This window comes from Streptomyces sp. NPDC051907 (assembly GCF_040681075.1).
In the GTDB taxonomy this organism is placed as follows: Bacteria; Actinomycetota; Actinomycetes; order Streptomycetales; family Streptomycetaceae; genus Streptomyces.
The window spans coordinates 130,352-149,155 of the sequence record NZ_JBFAYB010000009.1; the positions used below are offsets into that span (position 1 = coordinate 130,352).

Annotated in this window: 15 protein-coding genes and 1 pseudogene; 8 read left to right on the forward strand and 8 right to left on the reverse strand. The window is 72.2% G+C overall.

The features are described from left to right. Window position 1 precedes the first annotated feature (1 nt). From AB0M39_RS08900 to AB0M39_RS08910, 3 genes are all read left to right on the forward strand, one after another. Window positions 2–1,012 (forward strand): sugar ABC transporter permease, encoded by a 1,011-nt coding sequence (locus AB0M39_RS08900; RefSeq protein ID WP_365361726.1) that lies wholly within the window; start codon window positions 2–4, stop codon window positions 1,010–1,012. A gap of 12 nt (window positions 1,013–1,024) precedes the next feature. Beyond that, a complete protein-coding gene (locus tag AB0M39_RS08905; protein ID WP_365361728.1) occupies window positions 1,025–1,909 on the forward strand; it encodes a carbohydrate ABC transporter permease in 885 nt (294 codons plus the stop codon). 63 nt (window positions 1,910–1,972) lie between these two features. Beyond that, on the forward strand, window positions 1,973–3,394 hold the full coding sequence (locus AB0M39_RS08910) for a beta-glucosidase (RefSeq protein WP_365361730.1): 1,422 nt from the start codon (window positions 1,973–1,975) through the stop codon (window positions 3,392–3,394). A 218-nt stretch (window positions 3,395–3,612) separates the two neighbouring features. Here AB0M39_RS08910 and AB0M39_RS08915 read toward each other — a convergent pair whose 3' ends face one another. After that, window positions 3,613–5,286 (reverse strand): trypsin-like serine protease, encoded by a 1,674-nt coding sequence (locus tag AB0M39_RS08915; protein WP_365361732.1) that lies wholly within the window; start codon window positions 5,284–5,286, stop codon window positions 3,613–3,615. A gap of 445 nt (window positions 5,287–5,731) precedes the next feature. Here AB0M39_RS08915 and AB0M39_RS08920 point away from each other — a divergent pair, with 445 nt between their 5' ends. Both AB0M39_RS08920 and AB0M39_RS08925 read left to right on the forward strand, forming a co-directional pair. After that, window positions 5,732–6,577: a hypothetical protein gene (locus AB0M39_RS08920; RefSeq protein ID WP_365361734.1), complete on the forward strand. Its 846-nt coding sequence runs from the start codon at window positions 5,732–5,734 to the stop codon at window positions 6,575–6,577. 93 nt (window positions 6,578–6,670) lie between these two features. Next, entirely contained in the window at window positions 6,671–8,095 is a 1,425-nt protein-coding gene (locus AB0M39_RS08925; RefSeq protein ID WP_365361736.1) for a S41 family peptidase, read from the forward strand. Between the two features lie 34 nt (window positions 8,096–8,129). On the opposite strand, the gene AB0M39_RS08930 is transcribed toward AB0M39_RS08925, so the two are convergent. Beyond that, the gene (locus tag AB0M39_RS08930) at window positions 8,130–9,038 is read right to left on the reverse strand and encodes a helix-turn-helix domain-containing protein (protein ID WP_365361813.1); all 909 of its coding nucleotides are present in this window, start codon (window positions 9,036–9,038) and stop codon (window positions 8,130–8,132) included. A 146-nt stretch (window positions 9,039–9,184) separates the two neighbouring features. On the opposite strand from AB0M39_RS08930, the gene AB0M39_RS08935 reads away from it, so the two are divergent. After that, window positions 9,185–9,778 (forward strand): MBL fold metallo-hydrolase, encoded by a 594-nt coding sequence (locus tag AB0M39_RS08935; RefSeq protein ID WP_365361738.1) that lies wholly within the window; start codon window positions 9,185–9,187, stop codon window positions 9,776–9,778. A 173-nt stretch (window positions 9,779–9,951) separates the two neighbouring features. Here AB0M39_RS08935 and AB0M39_RS08940 read toward each other — a convergent pair whose 3' ends face one another. The 3 genes and pseudogenes from AB0M39_RS08940 to AB0M39_RS08950 form a co-directional block, all read right to left on the reverse strand. Beyond that, the gene (locus AB0M39_RS08940) at window positions 9,952–11,433 is read right to left on the reverse strand and encodes a cellulose binding domain-containing protein (RefSeq protein ID WP_365361740.1); all 1,482 of its coding nucleotides are present in this window, start codon (window positions 11,431–11,433) and stop codon (window positions 9,952–9,954) included. A gap of 267 nt (window positions 11,434–11,700) precedes the next feature. After that, entirely contained in the window at window positions 11,701–13,107 is a 1,407-nt protein-coding gene (locus AB0M39_RS08945) for a HAMP domain-containing sensor histidine kinase (protein WP_365361743.1), read from the reverse strand. 211 nt (window positions 13,108–13,318) lie between these two features. Next, window positions 13,319–14,002, reverse strand: a pseudogene (locus AB0M39_RS08950) (response regulator transcription factor); the annotation flags it as partial. A gap of 69 nt (window positions 14,003–14,071) precedes the next feature. Between AB0M39_RS08950 and AB0M39_RS08955 the strand changes: the two are divergent. Beyond that, on the forward strand, window positions 14,072–14,629 hold the full coding sequence (locus AB0M39_RS08955) for a hypothetical protein (protein ID WP_365361745.1): 558 nt from the start codon (window positions 14,072–14,074) through the stop codon (window positions 14,627–14,629). 49 nt (window positions 14,630–14,678) lie between these two features. Here the strand turns inward: AB0M39_RS08955 and AB0M39_RS08960 are convergent, their stop codons facing one another. After that, on the reverse strand, window positions 14,679–15,488 hold the full coding sequence (locus tag AB0M39_RS08960) for a fused MFS/spermidine synthase (protein WP_365361815.1): 810 nt from the start codon (window positions 15,486–15,488) through the stop codon (window positions 14,679–14,681). A 253-nt stretch (window positions 15,489–15,741) separates the two neighbouring features. Beyond that, window positions 15,742–16,200, reverse strand: coding sequence for a hypothetical protein (locus AB0M39_RS08965; protein WP_365361747.1), 459 nt, complete (start codon window positions 16,198–16,200; stop codon window positions 15,742–15,744). Between the two features lie 241 nt (window positions 16,201–16,441). Here AB0M39_RS08965 and AB0M39_RS08970 point away from each other — a divergent pair, with 241 nt between their 5' ends. Further along, complete coding sequence (locus AB0M39_RS08970) at window positions 16,442–17,833, forward strand: tetratricopeptide repeat protein (RefSeq protein ID WP_365361750.1); 1,392 nt, start codon at window positions 16,442–16,444, stop codon at window positions 17,831–17,833. 299 nt (window positions 17,834–18,132) lie between these two features. Here the strand turns inward: AB0M39_RS08970 and AB0M39_RS08975 are convergent, their stop codons facing one another. Then, entirely contained in the window at window positions 18,133–18,738 is a 606-nt protein-coding gene (locus tag AB0M39_RS08975) for a histidine phosphatase family protein (RefSeq protein ID WP_365361752.1), read from the reverse strand. Window positions 18,739–18,804: the final 66 nt, after the last annotated feature.

The following is an 18,804-nucleotide window of genomic DNA, read 5'->3' on the forward strand; positions in this document are numbered from 1 at the left end:
CATGAAGTCCACGGCTCCAGCGGCAGCCGCGCCCTCCTCGGGGGAGGAGGGCGCGGCCCGCCCGCGCACGCTCTCCCCCTCCGCCGCCGACGAGCGCCGCCGGGCGCTGCGCAGCCTCCGCTACCGGCTGGACCTGAAGTGGAGCCCGTACGCCCTCGTCGCGCCCTTCTTCCTCTTCTTCCTGGCCTTCGGCCTCTTCCCGCTCCTCTACACCGGCTGGGCCTCGCTGCACCGGGTCGAGCTGACCGCGCCCGACGACATGGAGTGGGTGGGGCTGCGCAACTTCTCCCGGCTGCTGGAGGACGACTTCTTCTGGAACGCGCTGCAGAACACCGTCACCATCGGGCTCATCTCCACCGTCCCGCAGCTGCTCATGGCGCTGGGCATCGCGCATCTGCTCAACTACCGGCTGCGCGGCTCGATGTTCTTCCGCGTGGCCGCGCTGACTCCCTACGCCACCTCGGTGGCCGCCGCGACGCTCGTGTTCGTCCTCCTCTTCGGGCGCGACTACGGAATGGTCAACTGGGCGCTCGGCCTGATCGGAGTCGACGACGTCGACTGGCAGAACGGCGACTGGACCTCCCAGATCGCCGTCTCCACGATCGTGATCTGGCGGTGGACGGGCTACAACGCGCTGATCTACCTCGCGGCGATGCAGGCCATCCCGAACGACCTCTACGAGTCCGCCGCCCTCGACGGCGCCTCGCGCTGGCAGCAGTTCCGCCATGTCACGATCCCCTCGCTGCGGCCCACCATCCTGTTCACCTGCGTGGTCTCCACGATCGGGGCGACGCAGCTGTTCGGCGAGCCGCTGCTGTTCAACGGCGCCGCGGGCGCGACCGGCGGCTCGGACCACCAGTTCCAGACGCTCGGGCTCTACCTCTACGAACAGGGCTGGGTGAACCTCCATCTCGGCCGCGCCTCGGCCATCGCCTGGGCGATGTTCCTGATCCTGCTGGTGATCGGCGCGGTGAACTGGCTGCTCGCCCGCCGGCTGAGCAAGAGCTCATAAGGGGACGACGACATGACGAGACTGCTCAGCGCCCAGCGCGCCGGACGCCATCTGCTCAGCGCCCCGCGCGCCGGACGCCAGCTGCACGGCGGCCGGATCACCTATGCCGTACTGATCCTCTTCACCGCCGGCTCTCTGTTCCCCCTGGTGTGGACGGCGGTCGCGGCCTCCCGCACCAGCTCCCGGCTCGCCCAGACTCCCCCGCCCTTCTGGTTCGGCGGCAATCTCCTCAAGAACCTCGAGATCGCCTGGACCGATGCCAACATGGGCACGGCTCTGCTCAACACCACGATCGTCGCCGGGACGGTCGCCGTCGGGACCGTGCTCTTCTCGACGCTCGCCGGCTTCGCCTTCGCCAAGCTGCGCTTCCGCCTCAAGAACCTCCTGCTCCTGCTGGTGATCGGCACGATGATGGTGCCGCCGCAGCTCAGCGTCGTGCCGCTGTACATGCTGGTCGCCGAGCTCTCCTGGACCGACCAGCTCCAGTCGGTCATCCTGCCCACGCTGGTCTGCGCCTTCGGCGTGTTCTTCATGCGGCAGTACCTCGTCGAGGCGCTGCCCACCGAGCTGATCGAGGCCGCCAGGGTCGACGGCGCGAACAGCTGGCGCGTGGTGTGGCACATCGTCTTCCCTGCCGCGCGTCCCGCCATGGCCGTGCTGGGGATGCTCACCTTCGTGATGACGTGGAACGACTTCTTCTGGCCGATCATCGCGCTGACCCAGAACGGCAGCCCGACCGTGCAGGTGGCGCTGACCGGCCTCGGCCGCGGCTATATCCCCGACCAGTCGGTGATCATGGCCGGCGCCCTGCTGGGGACGCTGCCGCTGCTGATCGCCTTCGTCGTCTTCGGCAAGCACATCGTCGGCGGCATCATGCAGGGCGCGGTCAAGGGCTGACGCCTCCGCTCCTCATCCCCCCCTGTTCTCACCGGTTCTCACGTCTCCGTAGGGAGCTCGCCCATGCCTGCCAGCTTTCCGCCCGCCTTTCTGTGGGGCACCGCCACCGCCGCGTACCAGATCGAGGGAGCGGTCCGCGAGGGCGGCCGGACGCCGTCGATCTGGGACACGTTCAGCCATACGCCGGGGAAGGTGGAGGGAGGCGACACCGGGGACACGGCCGTCGACCACTTCCACCGCCGCGCGCAGGACGTCGCGATGATGGCGGACCTCGGCGTCAACGCGTACCGCTTCTCCGTCTCCTGGCCCAGGGTGCAGCCCACCGGCCGCGGGCCCGCGGTCCAGCGCGGACTCGACTTCTACCGGCAGCTGGTCGACGATCTGCTGGAGCACGACATCCGCCCCGTGCTGACCCTGTACCACTGGGACCTGCCCCAGGAGCTGGAGTCCGCGGGAGGCTGGCCGGCCCGCGACACGGCGTACCGCTTCGCCGACTACGCCCGTATCGTCGCCGACGCGCTCGGCGACCGGGTGGATATGTGGACCACCCTCAACGAGCCCTGGTGCAGCGCCTTCCTGGGATACGGCTCCGGCGTCCACGCACCCGGCCGCACCGACCCCGTCGCCGCCCTGCGCGCCGCCCACCACCTCAACCTGGCCCACGGTCTGGGCGCCCAGGCGCTGCGCTCGGCGCTGCCCGCCCGGGCCCAGCTCTCCATCAGCCTCAACCCGAGCGTGGTCAGGGCGAGAAGCCAGAGCCCCAGCGACCTCGACGCGCGCAGGCGCATCGACGCGCTCGCGAACCGCGTCTTCGACGGGCCTCTCCTCAAGGGCGCGTATCCGCGGGACCTGTTCGAGGACACCGCGCACCTCACCGACTGGTCCTTCGTCCACGGCGAAGACCTGGCCGTCATCAAGCACCCCCTCGACTCGCTCGGCCTGAACTACTACGCACCAGCAGTTGTATCGGACGCCACTGACAATCGCCCCGACGGCCGCTCCGAGCGCAAGGACGGCCACGGCGCCAGCGACCACTCCCCCTGGCCGGGCGCGGACGCGGTCGCCTTCCACCAACCCCCCGGCGAGCGCACCGAGATGGGCTGGAGCGTCGACCCGAGCGGCCTGTACGACCTGCTGCGGCACTATGCCCGCGAGGCCCCAGGCCTGCCGCTGATGATCACCGAGAACGGCGCCGCGTACGACGACAAGCCGAACGCTGACGGCTCGGTCCACGACCCCGACCGCGTCCGCTATCTGCACGGCCATCTCTCGGCCGTGCAACGGGCGATGGCCGACGGCGCGGACGTACGCGGCTACTTCCTCTGGTCCCTGATGGACAACTTCGAGTGGGCCTACGGCTACGGCAAGCGCTTCGGCGCGGTGTACGTGGACTACGAGACGCAGGTCCGCACGCCGAAGTCGAGCGCCCACTGGTACGGCGAGCTGGCGCGGACGGGAGTGCTGCCGCCTCCGCCGGAGGCCTGAGAGACGCACAGGCCGTCCCCCGCGCGTGCGCGGCGGGAGACGGCCTGGCCGGCCTCGCGTCCGTACGGAGACGGAGGCGGAGGCGGTGTGTGGAAGCGGTACCTGGAAGCGGCGTACGGAGGCAGTGCACGGAAGCGGCGTACGGCCTACCGTGCTGACGGCCTACCGCGCTGACGGCCTACCGCGATAACGGTTACCGCGCTTGCCGCGTCCGCCGCTTACGGCGCGACCAGCATCACCTCCGCCCCCAGCCGGTCGGCGCGTGTGTCCGTGTACATCGTGGTCTCGCCGTCCGTCCAGCGGACCAGGAGATCGTCGGCCAGACCGTTGGCGGTGTAGTTCCCGGCGGAGATGACCGCCGCGTGCTTGCCCCACGTGTCGTTCGCGTTCAGCACGCGCTTCTCCACGCCGAGTCCCCCGGTCGTGGTGCCGACGTAGTTGTCGACCTCGCCGTCCGACCAGCGGATCATGAGGTCCCACTTGTGGTTCCCGGCGAACTGCCCGCTGGTGAGCAGGGTGGCCTTCTTCCACTCCGGGTCGGCGTCCCGCAGCTTGTGCTCCTGGCCGAAGGTCCCGGCGCTCACATTGGTGAAGAGGCTGAGCTCCCCGTCCCTCCAGCGGACCATCAGGTCGGTGACATAGGTGGCGGCGTTGAAGCGTCCCGCCGATATCTGCTCGGCGTACTTCCAGATCGAGTCCTTCGCCGCCATCTGAGTGCCCTCGTGGTCGAGGCCCTGGGCGCTCACGTCCGGGTAGAGCGTGACCTCGCCGTCGGACCAGCGCACCAGCAGGTCGAACTGGTTGCCGCCGGTGAAGTCGCCGCCGGTGACGGTGGCGGCGTACTTGCCCCACAGGCCGTTCGGCGCCAGCAGCCGCCGCTCGGGGTGGAAGCCGCCCTTGCCGTCGCCGGGGTACAGGGTGACCTCGCCGTCCGTCCAGATGACGATCAGGTCGCTGTGACCGGTGCCCGAGAAGTCACCGGAGGTCATCACCTTGGCGTGCTTCCAGAGCTCTCCGTTGCCCGGCAGATAGGGGCCGTCGTTCGTCGGCACGTACGGCGGGCGCTTGATCTCCTGCGTGCCCGCGACGGCGTCGTTGTAGAGGGCCTGGGCGTCGTCGGCGTACAGCGGCGCGTACGTGATCCAGTCGACGTTCTGGTCGTTGCCGCCGCCGTTGTAGCCGCCGGTGTTGCCGATGACCTTGCCGGTGCGGGCGCCGGCGTCGTAGTCCGTGATCCACGGGCCGCCGGACACGCCGCCGGAGAAGCCGTCGCAGGACATCTGCATCTGCCGGAAGCCCTGCAGACGGGAGGTGGCGACGTCACAGCGGATGGCCTGGTGCTTCGGGTTCTTCGCCTCGCTGCTGGGGTAGCCCACCACGGTGGCGTTGTGGCGGTAGCCGGAAGCCCGGGTGAAGGTGAGCGCCCCGGTGACGTCCTCGGCCTTGCCCTTGCCGTTGGCCGCGACCCGTACGAAGGCGAAGTCCAGGTCGGAGACCGGCTTCTTGGTGTTGTGCTCGTACCGCGGGTCGATATAGACGCTGTTCACCGGGAAGACGCCGCTGGGCTGCTTCTCGGCGGAGGAGCCGTGGCGGTACTGCGGCACGAAGATGCCGTGCGCGGCGCCCTTCAGGCCGTCGGCGCAGTGGGCGGCGGTGAGGACGAGGTCCTTGTTCGCGCTGCGGACGACGCTGCCGGTGCAGGAGGTCGCCTTGCCGCCGAGGGGTTTCTTGTCGTAGAAGAACGTGCCCACCATCGGCAGGCCGCCGAAGTACTGCCCCTTCTTGGTGCCGGGAGGCGCGTCGGCGGCCGGCGCAGCCCGCATTCCCGACTTCGCGGGGGCTCCCGAGGGCGCCTCGCCGCGTGCGGCGTCGACCGGCACGGCTTCGGCCATCCGCTCAGCCGTCCAGAACTTCTCCTCCGCGGTCAGGGACGGCGCCGGGGGAGGGTCGGCGGGAGGGGTCGGCGTCGCGGAGGGCGAAGCGCTCGGCTCGGCAGTCGGCTTGGCGGACGGTTTGGCAGTCGGCTTGGCGGACGGCTTCGCGGACGGCGGCTGAGAAGGGGCCGCGGGGGGCGAGGTGGAGGGCGGCGCGGACTCTGAGGCGACCGGGGCCTGCGGAGAGCGTAAAGCCGTCGACGGGGTGGGAGTGGGATTGCCGGTCGCCGCGAGGGCGGGACCGGAGCTGAGTGCACCCGCGCAGAGGATCAGCGCAAGAGCAGGCAACCAACGTGAACGCAACACACTGTCTCTCTAGTAGAGGATCAAACGTCCTTGGCAGAGCGACACTTGCACACGTGATCAACATAGGGCGTTCGAATATCGCAGAAGGGGAGGCGACTTGAACCGCTCACGCGCCACGGCCGCGGTCGCGCTGTCCCTCTGCTGTGTGGTGGGCGCGGTCGCCCCGGCCGCGGCGGCGGACGTCCTGCCGTACGCGCCCAAAGACACACGCCCGGTCCGGATCGGAGACGTCCTGACGGTGGCGGTGCCCGCCGGAGAGGTCGCCAACGGGCTCCCCGTCCGCTCGAAGGCATTCCTCGCCGACGGCGTCCTGCGCATGCACGCCCCCCGGCTCACCGCGACCGTCGCCGTCACGTGCGAGGCGAAGCCCGGCGTCTACGAAGTCGAGCTCGGCACGGAAGGCGCTCTGCCCTACACACGCGTACGCGTCGAGGAGGCGGACGAGGCCGCACGGCGCGAGTGCCGTACCAAGCTGAGCGATCTGCCGCCCGTCTCGCAGGAAGAGCGCTGGGACGACGGCGCGCCCTGGCCGCAGAGCCCCTGGGACGTACGAGAGGTGCCGGCCGGCGGCCGGATCACCGCGAGCGACAGCGGTGCGGTGGACGGCGAGGACTCCCTCAGCTCGCCCGGGTTCGCAGAGAAGGCCGTGCTGCGCGGGGGGAAGAACGTCCTCACGGCGGACGCGACCGTCTCCTGCGACGCGAAGCCCGGCCTGTACTCCGTCCACAAGAACGGCGAGAGGGAGGTCTGGGCGCGCTACCGGGTCACCGCCGCCACCAGCCGGTGCGCGTCCTCGTCCTCCCCCACTGCTGTGGCGCCCTGGGCGGTCGGCGGCACAGGCGCGCTCGCGGCGGGCCTGGGCGCGTTCGTCCTGGTCCGGCGGCGCCGGCGTCAGTCATCGACGACGTCGGAAAGCCCTGGGGATACCCCCACCCCTGAGTGACCGGCCAGCGGGATGTCCCCCCGCAGGGCGTCGAGCCGATCATGGCAGTGCCGGATCGCTCCGGCTCGACGACTTACGGGGAAGGCACGATAAATGCAGCTCAGGAAAGCTACCGCGGCAGCCGCCATGCTCGCGGTCACCGCCGGCGTCGCTCTGCCGCTCGCCTCCCCGGCCGGGGCGCAGACCGTGCGCCCGCCGGCCGGGGTGTGGCAGGTCGACGGCTACGGCGAGGTGTTCACGATCGACGCCGGCCGGCTGCAGGAGTACGAGGTCACCGGCCTCAGCTGCGTCAAGGGCATCGGCGCCAAGCGCGCCGGCGGGCAGGGCGGCACGGCTCGGTACGCCGACGGCAAGGGCTTCGTGTTCACCGTACGGTCCACGGACCGGCCGGGCCGCGCCGCGCTGCACATCGACGGATCGCCCGGCGACCGCGCGCTGCGCCGTATCGACGCCCTGCCCGCAGACTGCCTGAAGTCCGCTCCCACCGGCCCGGTCGCGGCCTTCGACGTCTTCTGGCAGACGTTCGAGGAGAACTACCCCTTCTTCGCCGCCAAGGGCGTCGACTGGCACGCCGTGCGCGAGCGCTTCCGCCCCCGCGTCGACGCCCGGACCACCGACGCCGAGCTCCTCGCCGTCTTCAAGGAGATGGTCTCGCCGCTGAACGACGCGCATGTCTCGCTGAGCGCGGGCGCGACCGGGTCCATCAAGATGACCCGGCCGGGGACGGTGATGCCGGGACCGGATCTGGACGAGAAGGTCGTTGCGCACATCGAGAAGCGCGACCTCAAGGGCGGGAAGCTGAGGCAGTTCGCGAACGGCCGCGTCTCCTACGCCGAACTCCCCGGCCGTCAGGGCTATCTGCGGGTCACCGGCTTCGGCGGGTACGGCACGTCCCGCGAGTTCGCCGCCGACAGCGCAATCCTCGACGAGGCCATGGACGCGATCCTGGCCTCGTCGGGCACGGCGGGGCTGCGCGGCCTGATCATCGATGTGCGCGTCCACGGCGGCGGCTCCGACCAGCTCGGTCTTCAGCTCGCCGGACGCTTCACCGACCGGCCGTACTTCGCCTACGCCAAGCGGAACCGGAACGACCCGGCCGATCCGACCCGGTTCACCCGCCCGCAGCCGCAGTACGTACAGCCGGCCGACGGACCGCGCTACACCGGCCCGATCGCCGTGCTGACCGGCGGCTCGACGGTCAGCGCCGGGGAGTCGTTCACCCAGGCGATGATGGAGCGGCCCGGCAGGACCGTCAGGATCGGCGAGCACACACAGGGCGTCTTCTCGGACGTGATGGTGCGCAAGCTGCCCTGCGTCTCGAAGCTCAAGGCGTCCTGCGACTGGAAGCTCAGGCTGCCGAACGAGGAGTTCCTGAACCGGGACGGCGCTACCTTCGACGGGTCGGGCATCCCGCCGCACCTGCGCGAACCGGTCTTCACCGACGAGGAGTTCGCGAAGAACCGGGACTCGGCGTTCGACCGGGCCGTCGCCCTGCTCGGCCGCCGCGGCGGGCGCTGACCGCGACCGCCATGGGCTCGTCCGTCCCGGCGGGCTACGGCGTGCGCGTGAAGGAGCGGCGGTAGGAGCGGGGCGGCACTCCTCGGCGGCGTACGAACTGGGCACGCAGGACCGAGGCGCTGCCGAAGCCGACCTGGCGGGCGATCTCCTCGACCGGGAGGTCCGTGGTCTCCAGGAGCTCCTCGGCGCGGCTGAGCCGCAGGCTGAGCAGCCAGGCGTGCGGGGTGGAGCCGGTCGACGCGGCGAAACGGCGGGCGAAGGAGCGGCGGCTCATCAGGGCGCGCCGGGCCAGCTCCTCGACGGGCAGCCGCTCGTGGAGGTGCTCGCGGGCCCAGGCGAGCACCTCGGCGAGACGCTCGTCCTGGCCGTCCTTGGGGACGGGGGCGGCCAGGTACTGGGCCTGGCCGCCGTCGCGGTGCGAGGGCAGCACCAGGTCACGGGCGATGGCGTTGGCCGTCGCGGCGCCCCACTCCCGCCGCAGCAGATGCAGGCAGAGGTCGAAGCCGGCGGCCGCTCCCGCGCCGGTGACGATCTGGCCCTCGTCGACGTACAGGGCGTCGGCTGAGACGGTGACGTCCGGGTGCCGTTCGGCCAGCAGCTCGGCGAACCGCCAGTGGGTGGTGGCGCGGCGGCCGTCGAGCAGGCCCGCGGCGGCGAGCGCGAAGGCGCCGACGCAGTGGGAGGCGACCAGCGCGCCGCGCCGGTGCGCGGTGTTCAGCGCGTCGAGCACGGCGGGCGCCGGCGGCGTGCGGAAGTCGGCCCAGGGCAGGGCGATCACCAAGTCGGCGGCGGCCAGCCGGTCCAGGCCCGACTCGACGGCGAGCGGCAGCCCGACGTCGGTGCGGACCCGTCCTGGCCGGTCGGTGCACAGGGCGAAGTCGAAGCGGGGCAGTCCCCCGCCGCGCACGTCGAACACCTCGGCGACGATGCCGGCTCCGAGCATGCCGACGCCGGTCGGGGCGTAGGCGGCTACGGAGACGAACGAGGTCACGTCGGCAGTGTGACACGGCCGGACAGTTGGCACGTTTCCTGCGATCGGTGGCATTGAGGCCACTCGTGCGGCCCGCGCCCGCCAGGAAGACTCAAGGCATGACAGACGCACCGACCGGCAACAGCGCCGAGTACACGATCCTGACCACCGGCTACACCCTCTCCACCGGCCCCGGAGTCGCCGCAACCGTCTCCTACGTCCGCGACGCGGACCGGCATGTGATCGTCGACCCGGGCATGGTGGCCGGCCGCGACCGGATCCTGGGCCCGCTGGCCGAGTTGGGGCTGGGGCCGGACGACATCACCGACGTGGTGCTCAGCCACCACCACCCCGACAACATCATGAACGTCGGCCTGTTCGGCCGGGCCCGGGTCCACGACCACAAGGCGATATACGAGAACGACCAGTGGACCGACCGGGACGCGGAGGGCTATGAGCTCACCCCGTCGCTGCGGCTGGTGCGCACCCCGGGGCACACCCCCGAGGACATCACTCTGCTGGCGGGCACGGACACGGGTGTGGTGGCGTTCGTGGGCGACCTGTGGTGGCGGCCCAACGGCCCGGTGGAGGACCCGGTGGCGGCGGACCAGCAGACGCTGCGGAACTCCCGGCTCCGGGTGCTGGAAGCCGCCGATGTGATCGTGCCCGGACACGGCGGCGCGTTCAAGGCGGACGAGACGGCCCCGCTCTAGCCGGTGGGCGCCCTCCCCCGGAACACGCGTGTCCCGGCCGGATGGGGGGTGAGTCCGGCCGGGACGCGCGCTGGGGGGTGGGGGCTTACGAGGGCCACGGGGGTGGCGGCTTACAGGGGTGTCGGCTTATGGGGGCGTGCCGTCTGCTCGCGGGCGGCGGGGCCCGCTACTTGCTACTTGTAGGCGGAGAACGCCTTCGTGAACGCCAGCGGCTCCTGGAGGATCGAGCTGCACGTCGCGTCGGCCGCCGGCTTCTCGCCGCCCGCGCACTGCTTGTCGCGGGTCGAGGACCACATCGACAGCCAGCCCAGGTTCTTCGACTGGGCGAACTCGACGAGCTGCTTCGCGTCCTCGACCTTGAAGATCTCGGTGACGACGTCGTTGACGCCGATCATCGGGGTGACGGCGACGGTCTTCCACGCGTCCGCGTCCGACAGCCCGAGCACACCCTTGATCTGCCCCTGGGTCGCGGTCGCCGCCTGGATCGCGTAGTCGCCCATGTCGTCGCTGAAGGCCGGTCCGTAGTCCATCGCCATGATGTTGACGGCGGAGACCTTCACACCGCTCTTCTTGGCGTCGGCGACGAGGTCGACTCCGGGCTGGGTCAGCCCGGTGGGCATGACCGGCAGCGTGAAGGAGACGTCGAGTCCCGGGTGGGCCTTCTGGAGCTGCGCGATGGCCTGCGAGCGGCGGGTGTTGGCGGCGGTGTCCGGCAGGGCGGCGCCCTCGACGTCGAAGTCGACCTTGGTGAGCTGGTACGCGTCGACGACCTTGCCGTACGCCTTCGCCAATTCGTCCGCCGAGGAGCAGTTCAGCGCCAGCTCGTGTCCGGCGGCGCCGCCGAAGGAGACCCGCACGTCGCCGCCCTTGGCGCGCAGCGCGCCTATCTGGGCCGCGACCTTGTCGTCGGCGAGAGCGGTGACGCCGCCCCAGAGCGGGGCGCAGCCGCCGCCGGAGGTGATGAAGGCGAGGTTGAACTCCTTGACCCCGGTCTTGGCGGCCGTGTCCAGCATGTCGTACGCCGGGTAGAGCGAGGTGTCGATGTACGGCGCGTAGCGCGGCGCGCCCGCGGCGGGCTTGGTGGGCGTCGGAGTGGGGGTGGGGGTCGGGCTCGCGGTCTTGGTCGGCGTGGGGGTCGGCGTGGCGCTCGGCGGCGTCGGGGTGGGGGTGGGCTTCGGCTGCTCGGTGGGACGGCCGCTGGGCTGCGGCGTCGCGCCGTCGTCGAGCGAGCACTTGACGGTGTTGATCAGACAGGACGTCGGGTCTCCCGCCGCGCCGCTCGCGGAGGTGACGAAGCCGACGGTCACGGAGGCGCCGGGCGCGAGCTCCTTGTTCCAGCTGGAGGGCTTCACGGTGACGTGCCGGCCCTTGACGGTGTGCTCGCCGTTCCAGAGCGAGCCGATCGTCGTCCCGGCGGGCAGGTCGAACTCGAGCGTCCAGTCCGACTGCGCCTTGCCGGTGTCGTTGGTGATGACGTACTGACCGGTGTAGCCGCCGTTCCAGGAGCTGGTCTTGGTGTACGCGGCGCCCACCGCGGCCGCCTGGGCGGTGCCGGTCAGCGCGAACGCCGCGCCGCCGACGACCGCTGCCACGACGACCGCGCCGACGGCCTTGGTCTTGCCGCTCGCCGTGCGACGGTGCGTACTGCTGCCCATTGCGTGCCTGCCTCTGCGTTACGGGGGTGGGGGGTGTGGCAGCACGCTAGCGGCCGCGAAACGGACAAAAGCCCGTATCGGGGCGGGGGTCGGCGTTCTTAGGGCGCGCTTAAGGAAGCGATGGGGACCGATTAATGGTGGAGACCAGTGAGGGGGCCAGGCGCCCGCCGCAGGGGGGGCGAAGCGGTCAGACGGAGGTCTTCCGCTTGAGCCTCGGCCGCACGCGGTCAGACGGAGGTCTTCCGCTTGAGCCTCGGCCGCACGCGGTCAGACGGAGGTCTTCCGCTTGAGCCTCGGCCGGCGGACCCTTCCCCGGTGCCCGCGCCTGCGCTCGCCGCCCCCGTGCTCCCGCGGGTCGAGCCCGATCCAGATCCGCACCTCGGTGCCGCCCAGCACCGAGCTGCCGATCCGTACGTCTCCGCCCGTGGACTCCGCGACCCTGCGCACGATGTCCAGTCCGAGGCCCGTCGAGCCGTCCCTGCCGCCGCTGTTGCCGCGGGCCAGCGCCGCCTCCGGGTCGGCTATGCCGGGGCCCGCGTCCGAGACCAGGACGATGACCGCGTCGTCGCCGTTGTGGACGTCGACGGAGAAGGCCGTGCCCTCGGCGGTGTGCCGGAAGACGTTGCCGAGCAGCGCGTCGAGCGCGGCGGCCAGCTCGGGGCGGGCGACCGGGATCCGTACGGGCCGGTCGACGCCCGCGACCCGAACCTTGCGGCCCTCGTCCTCGGCGAGCGCCGACCAGAAGTCCATCCGCTCGCGCACGACTTCCGCCGCGTCGCAGCCCGCGCCGGGTCCGGTGGCCGCGGTCTGCGGCTTGGCGTCCCTGGCCGTACGGATGATCGTGTCGACCTCGCGCTCCAGCTGCTCGACCGCGGCCCTGGTCTGGTCGGCCGCGGGACCGCTGCCGAGCGAGGCGGCGTTGAGGCGCAGCACGGTGAGCGGCGTACGGAGCCGGTGCGAGAGGTCGGCGGCCAGCTCGCGCTCGTTGGCGAGGAGCTGGACCACCTGGTCGGCCATGGAGTTGAAGGCGATGGCGGCGGAGCGGAGCTCGGTCGGCCCCTCCTCGGGGACGCGTGCGCCCAGCTTGCCCTCGCCGAGTTCGTGGGCGGCGCCCGCGAGGCGCTGGGCGGGCTGCACCATGCGGACGCCGAGGCGGTCGGCGACCGCGACGGAGCCGACGATCAGCGCGAGGCCGACGCCGGCGAGGACCAGCCATGCGGTGTCGACGCCGTTGGAGACCTCGCCCTCGGGGACGAAGACCTCGACGACGGCGATCTGGCCGGTGCCGATCGCGGTGGGCTGGAGCAGGGCGGAGCCGCCGGTCACATCGGTGATGGTGGCGCGGCCGAGGCGCTGGGTGGTGGCGATGTCCTTGACCGCGGCGCGGCGGGTGCCGATCTCCAGGGGCTGGCCGGCGGGCTCGTCCTCGGCGGCCGGGATGTGCACGGCCATGCGTCCGGCCGAGCCGACCGGGGTGGACATCACGGCCCGCTCCAGCGGTGCGCGCTCGGCGGTGATGGAGAGGGTGGGGCCGATGGTGGCGGCCTGCCGCTCGGCGTTGGAGAACGCCCGGTCGCTGGCCATCTCCTTGATGACGAGGCCCAGGGGCAGCGCGAAGGCGAGCACGACCATGGCCGTGACGGCGAGGGAGACCTTGATCAGCGCCCATCTCATGCCAGGTGTCCGTTTCTCACGAGCGATACCCGTTCGACTCCGGCCCGCGGGGCGGCCGTCCGTGGGGAGGCCGTCCGTGCGGGGGCTGTCCGTGGGGAGGCTGTCCGTGCGGGGGCTGTCCGTGGGGAGGCTGTCCGTGCGGGGGTTGCCCGTGGGGAGGCTGCCCGTGGGGCGCGGGCCCCTGGTCGGGCCCTGGGGGCGGCGGACCCTGGGGCGGCTCCAGTTTGACGCCCACGCCCCGCAGCGTGTGCAGATACCGCGGTTTCGCCGCCGTCTCGCCCAACTTCCGTCGCAGCCATGACAGATGTACGTCGATCGTCTGGTCGTCGCCGTAGCTCTGCTGCCAGACCTCGGCGAGCAGCTCCTTGCGCGGCACGACCACACCCGGCCGCCCGGCCAGGAACGCCAGCAGGTCGAACTCCCGCCGGGTCAGGTCCAGCTGCGCCCCGTCCAGCTCCGCCTGCCGCCGCAGCGGGTCGATCGACAGCCCGCCGACCTGGATGACCCGCGAGGGCGGGGCCTCGCCGACGGCCGCGCGCGAGCGGCGCAGCACGGCCGCCATCCGGGCCGACAGATGCTCGACGGAGAAGGGCTTGATGAGGTAGTCGTCGGCGCCGTCGTTGAGGAGCCGCACGATCTCCGTCTCGTCGTCCCGTGCCGTGGCGATGATCACAGGCACGTCGGTGATGCCGCGCAGCATCTTCAGGGCCTCGGCCCCGTCCAGATCAGGCAGTCCGAGGTCGAGGATGACGACGTCGAACCGGAGATGAGCCACCTCGCGCAGCGCCTCCAGGGCGGTGCCGACGCTCCGTACCGTGTGGGAGGCCTCGGTCAGGTGCCTGATAAGGGCGGAGCGCACGAACTGGTCGTCCTCGACCACGAGCACACTTGCCATGGGCGGCACCGTACGCCATGTGGAGTACACCAGTCCCCCTAGGGACATCTGTGGGGCTGGTGGTGCAGTATGGCCGGGATGCATCGAGGACTCGTACATGCGCTGGCGTGGTCGCTGTCCACCGGCGCGGCGATGACGCTGTCGTGGTGGGGCGTCCACACCGTCATGTCCGGAACGGCCTACGACCGTCCGCGGGCGCTGCCGATCGCCGCGGACGGCGCCACCGCGCAGGCCGCGAAGCCGCAGCCCTCGTCCACGAAGTCCCCGCCGAGCCCGTCGCCTTCGAAGCCCGCGTCCTCGGACAAGGACGGCAAGCCGTCCGCGACTCCCCCGGCCAAGAAGCCCGGCAAGAGCACGCCGCCCGGCGCCGCGCCGTCCTCGTCCGCGCCCGTCTCGTCCGGCGATGTGAAGAGCTATACGGTCGACGGCGGGCGGGTCGTCTTCGACATCGGCAAGTCGTCCGCCGAGCTGGTCACGGCGACTCCGTCGGCCGGCTGGCAGATGCAGGTCTGGAAGCAGCCGACGTGGATCCGGGTGACGTTCACCAAGGACGGGCGCGAGGTCTCGGTCTTCTGCACCTGGAACGGCCATCCGCCGATGGTCCAGTTCGACGACCGCACCCCCTGACCGCCGCTCTGACCGCACTCCCTGGCGGCCGCCCTCTGGGGGCCGCGGCTCAGCGGAAGACCGCGGGCGGCGGCGCGGGCGAGGGCTTGGCGCTCGCGTCGGTGACCGCGGCCGCGCCTCCGGTGAAGTCCGCGAGGGCCTTGCCGTGTTCGACCCGGCCGGGGTGCGGGTCGCCCGCCACGCGGCGGGTCAGCTCGGCGACGGGAAGCGGGAGGTCGGAGGCGAGCAGCACGGCGTTGCCGAAGCGCCGGCCGCGCAGCACGGTCGGGTCGGCGGCGAGCGCGAGCTCGGGGAAGACGGCGGCGGCGGTGGCGACTTGGGCGCGGATGTGCGCGAGCGGCGGGCCGTCGGCGAGGTTGGCGGCGTAGTGCCCGCCGGGCCGGAGCGCTCTGCGGACGTCGGCGAGGAATTCGGCGCTGGTCAGATGCGCGGGGGTGCGGGCGCCGCCGAACACATCGGCTATCACGAGGTCCGCCCAGCCGTCCGGGATCTTGCCGAGCCCGGCGCGGGCGTCGACGGAGCGGACCCGTATACGGGCGCCCTGGTCCAAGGGGAGCTCCCTGCGCACCAGTTGGACCAGGGCCGCGTCCAGCTCGACGATCTGCTGGGTGGAGCGCGGGCGGGTGGCGGCGATATAGCGGGCGAGCGTGAAGGCGCCGCCGCCGAGGTGGACGACCTGGAGGGGCTTGCCGGGCGGCGCGACGAGATCGATGACGTGGCCGAGGCGGCGCTGGTACTCGAAGGAGAGATAAGCGGGGTCGTCGAGGTCGACATGGGACTGCGGAGCGCCGTCGATCAGCAGCGTCCAGCCCCGCGGCCGCTCCCGGTCGGGGATCAGCTCGGCCGTCCCCCCGTCCACCTGCTCGACGACGGGATCGGGGCCGCCCTTCGTACGCTCGGCTCGCCGCTTGGCGCCGGCGCCCCCTTTCGACGCTCCTCGACGCTGCACTGGCTCGTTCCTCGCTCGCTGGGTCTCGTCGGCGGCGGCGCGCCCCGCGGCCCGCTCACCGTCCCGGGCCCCCGGCGCGTCGGCTGCGAGCCGACCGCGGGAACCCCGTCACCCAGCCATTATCAGCGCATACGCAGTCGTCGGCTCATACGCAGTTGTCGCCTCATACGCAGTTGTCGGCGGCCTCGATGAGACGGGCGGCCTCGCCCAGCGCCTCGCGGAGCACCACGGGGTCGGTGACCGGGTCCCCGTCGTGCGGCGGGAGGAGCCAGCCGCTGCCGAGGACCGGGGGCTCGGCCGGGATGCGCAGGCCACGCCCGGAGGTCTGGGTGCAGGCGCTGCCCGGCATGTCCCAGCCGTCCGCGGTGCCGGGCGGCACCAGGAAGCCGAGGGTGTCGCAGGCGCCGTCGTGGAGCACGGGCCCGACGGCGGGGGCGAGGCCCCGGCGGAGGATGTCCACCGCCTCGAGCCCCTGCCGCGCGGGGACGGTCACCAGGTCCCAGGGCACGGCGACGGCACCGTCGCGCGGCGGGGCGCTGCCTTCCTGGGTGGGCCGGTGCCGAGCAGTCGTCGCAGTCGTCGTCGCAGTCGTCCGTGAGCCGTTATCGGCGCTGGTCTCCATGCCGACCTCCAACAAGGGGATCGCCTCCTCGCTCGAGTGGAGACGCGTACCGCGCCTCCACCGGGTTCAACGCCCCATCGCGTCAAGGGCTACGGCGGCGCGCCGCCGCAAAGGATGGCAGTTCATGGCAGATCGTGGGTGAGATATCCCTTTTGTAGCCAAACCCTGTGTGAGCGCCCCATCACAGCAGGTACGTTCTTGCTCCGCCGGAACACGGCTGAACGCAAGAGAGGGCTCGGCCATGGCGTCTTCGTCACAGGCATCACGGGCAGTTCCCAACCTCGCCTTCCGCCGGCTGCGCGGTCAGCGCTCGCCGGGGGAGTTCGCGGCCGCGGTGCGCAAGGCCGCCCGGGAGATCGGGGAGCAGGTCTCGTGCGACGCCCGCTATATCGGGCGGGTCGAGGCCGGCGAGATCCGCTGTCCCAACTACGCCTACGAGCGCGTGTTCCTGCATATGTTCCCCGGCTCGACTCTGACGGATCTCGGCTTCACGGCGCGAGAGCGGGTACGCGGTCGCAGAGCGGCCGCGCCGGCCCCCCGGCCGTCGCTGCCGGCGACCGAACTCTTACGCCCCCACAACCACATCGTCACCATCGGCAACACAGGCAATGACAGCGACATCGACGAGGAGAGCGACGTGCTGCGTCGCGCATTCATGACGAGCGGCTCCGCCACCGTGGCGGCCGCGTCCCTCGGGCTCGGCCTCACCGTGCCCGCACAGCGCCGCGTCGGCGAGCGCGAGGTGATGGCCGTCGAGGAGGCGGTCCGGCGGATCCGGCTGCTCGACGACCGGCACGGCGCGGACGGGCTCTACCGGCAGGCCGCGCAGCCGCTGCGGGCGGCGTACGCCCTGCTCGACGCGGGCGCGACGGCGCGCGGCTCGACCGCGGACCGGCTGCACTCCGGCGCCGGCGAACTCGCCATCTCGGTGGGCTGGCTGGCCCATGACTCGGGCCGCTTCGACGACGCGCGCTCGCACTACGCGGAGGCGCTGGCGACCGCGCGGGTGGCGGGCGACGCGGCGCTGGAGGCGCACGCGTTCTGCAACACGTCCTTCCTGGCCAGGGACGCGGGCCGGTACCGCGAGGCGGTGCGCTCGGCCCAGGCGGGCCAGCGGGCGGCGCGGCGGCTGGGCTCGCCGCGGCTGATGAGCCTGCTGTTCATGCGGGAGGCGGGCGGCTGGGCGGGGCTCGGCGACCGCACGGCCTGCCAGCGGTCGACGGCGCGGGCGCAGGACAGCTTCGACCGGGGGCCTAGCGAGGCGGACCCGGAGTGGATGTCGTTCTTCGGGGAGCCGGAGCTGGAGGCCCTGGAGGCCCAGTGCTGGGCGGCGCTGGGCGAATGGGCCCGCGCGGCCGGGCACGCCCGCCGGGCGACGGACCTCCAGGACGGCCGCTTCACCCGGAACCTGGCGCTGTACCGCGCCGAGCTGGCGGGGGACCTGACGCGGGCGGGCGCGCCCGACGAGGCCGCCGCGGCCGGGCACCAGGTGCTCGACCTGCTGGACGAGGTCCAGTCGTCCCGCATCCAGGCGATGCTCGCGGACACGGCCCGGATGCTGACGCCGCAGCGACGGGCGCGCGGCGTCTCGGCCTTCCTCGACCGACACGCGGGGACGCTGCGCCGGGTGTGAGGGAGTGACGCCCGGCGGGGACTCTGCACCGGGTGCGACGGGATGACGCCCGGCGGCCCGCCTAGTACCGCGTCCGGCGGGGACGCTGCACGGCTGTCACGGCATGACGCCCGGCAGCGAACGCCGCACCGGGTGCAAGAGCCTGACGCCCGGCGGCGCTGCACCGGGTGGGAGGGCGTGACGCCAGGCGGCCCGCCCCGTACCGCGCCCGGCTCGCAAGCCCCGTACCCCGCCCGGCTCCAGGCTCCGTACCCCGCCCGGCCCCAGACCCCGTACCGCGTCCCGCCCCAAACCCCGTCCTATCCCTCGTTCTCCATGTGGCCCGTGTCGTTCCAGCGCTCCATCGCGGGGTCTCCGTACGCCCAGCCCAGCACCGACAGCGACGTCGGGTCGAGCCGGATGCGCGCCGCGAACGACGGCTCCAGGCCCAGCCACCGCGCGCCGAGCACCCGCAGGATGTGGCCGTGCGCGAAGACCAGCACATCGCGGTCGGCCGAACGGGCCCACTCGACCACCTGGTCCGCGCGGGCGCCGAGCTCGGCCAGCGTCTCGCCGCCGCGGACCCCGTCGCGCCAGATGAGCCAGTCGGGGCCCGCGAGCTCCCTGATCTGGGGCGGCGTCAGGCCCTCGTAGTCGCCGTAGTCCCACTCCATCAGGGCGTCCCACTCGCTCGCCTGGTCCCCGAACCCGGCGAGCGCGCAGGTCTCGCTGGCCCGCGCCAGGGGGCTGGTGCGCACCTCGACGCCCGCCAGGCCCGCCCAGGGGCCCCGGTGGAGCCGCTGCCCCAGCCGCTTCGCGCCGCTGCGGCCCTCGTCGAGCAGCGGGATGTCCGTCCTGCCGGTGTGCCTGCCGAGCAGCGACCATTCGGTCTGGCCGTGCCGGGCGAGCAGGATGCGCGGTGCCATGAGCGGGCTCTCCCTGAAGTTCACATGCGATGGCCTTCCATCATCTCCCACCTGAACGGAAGGCAA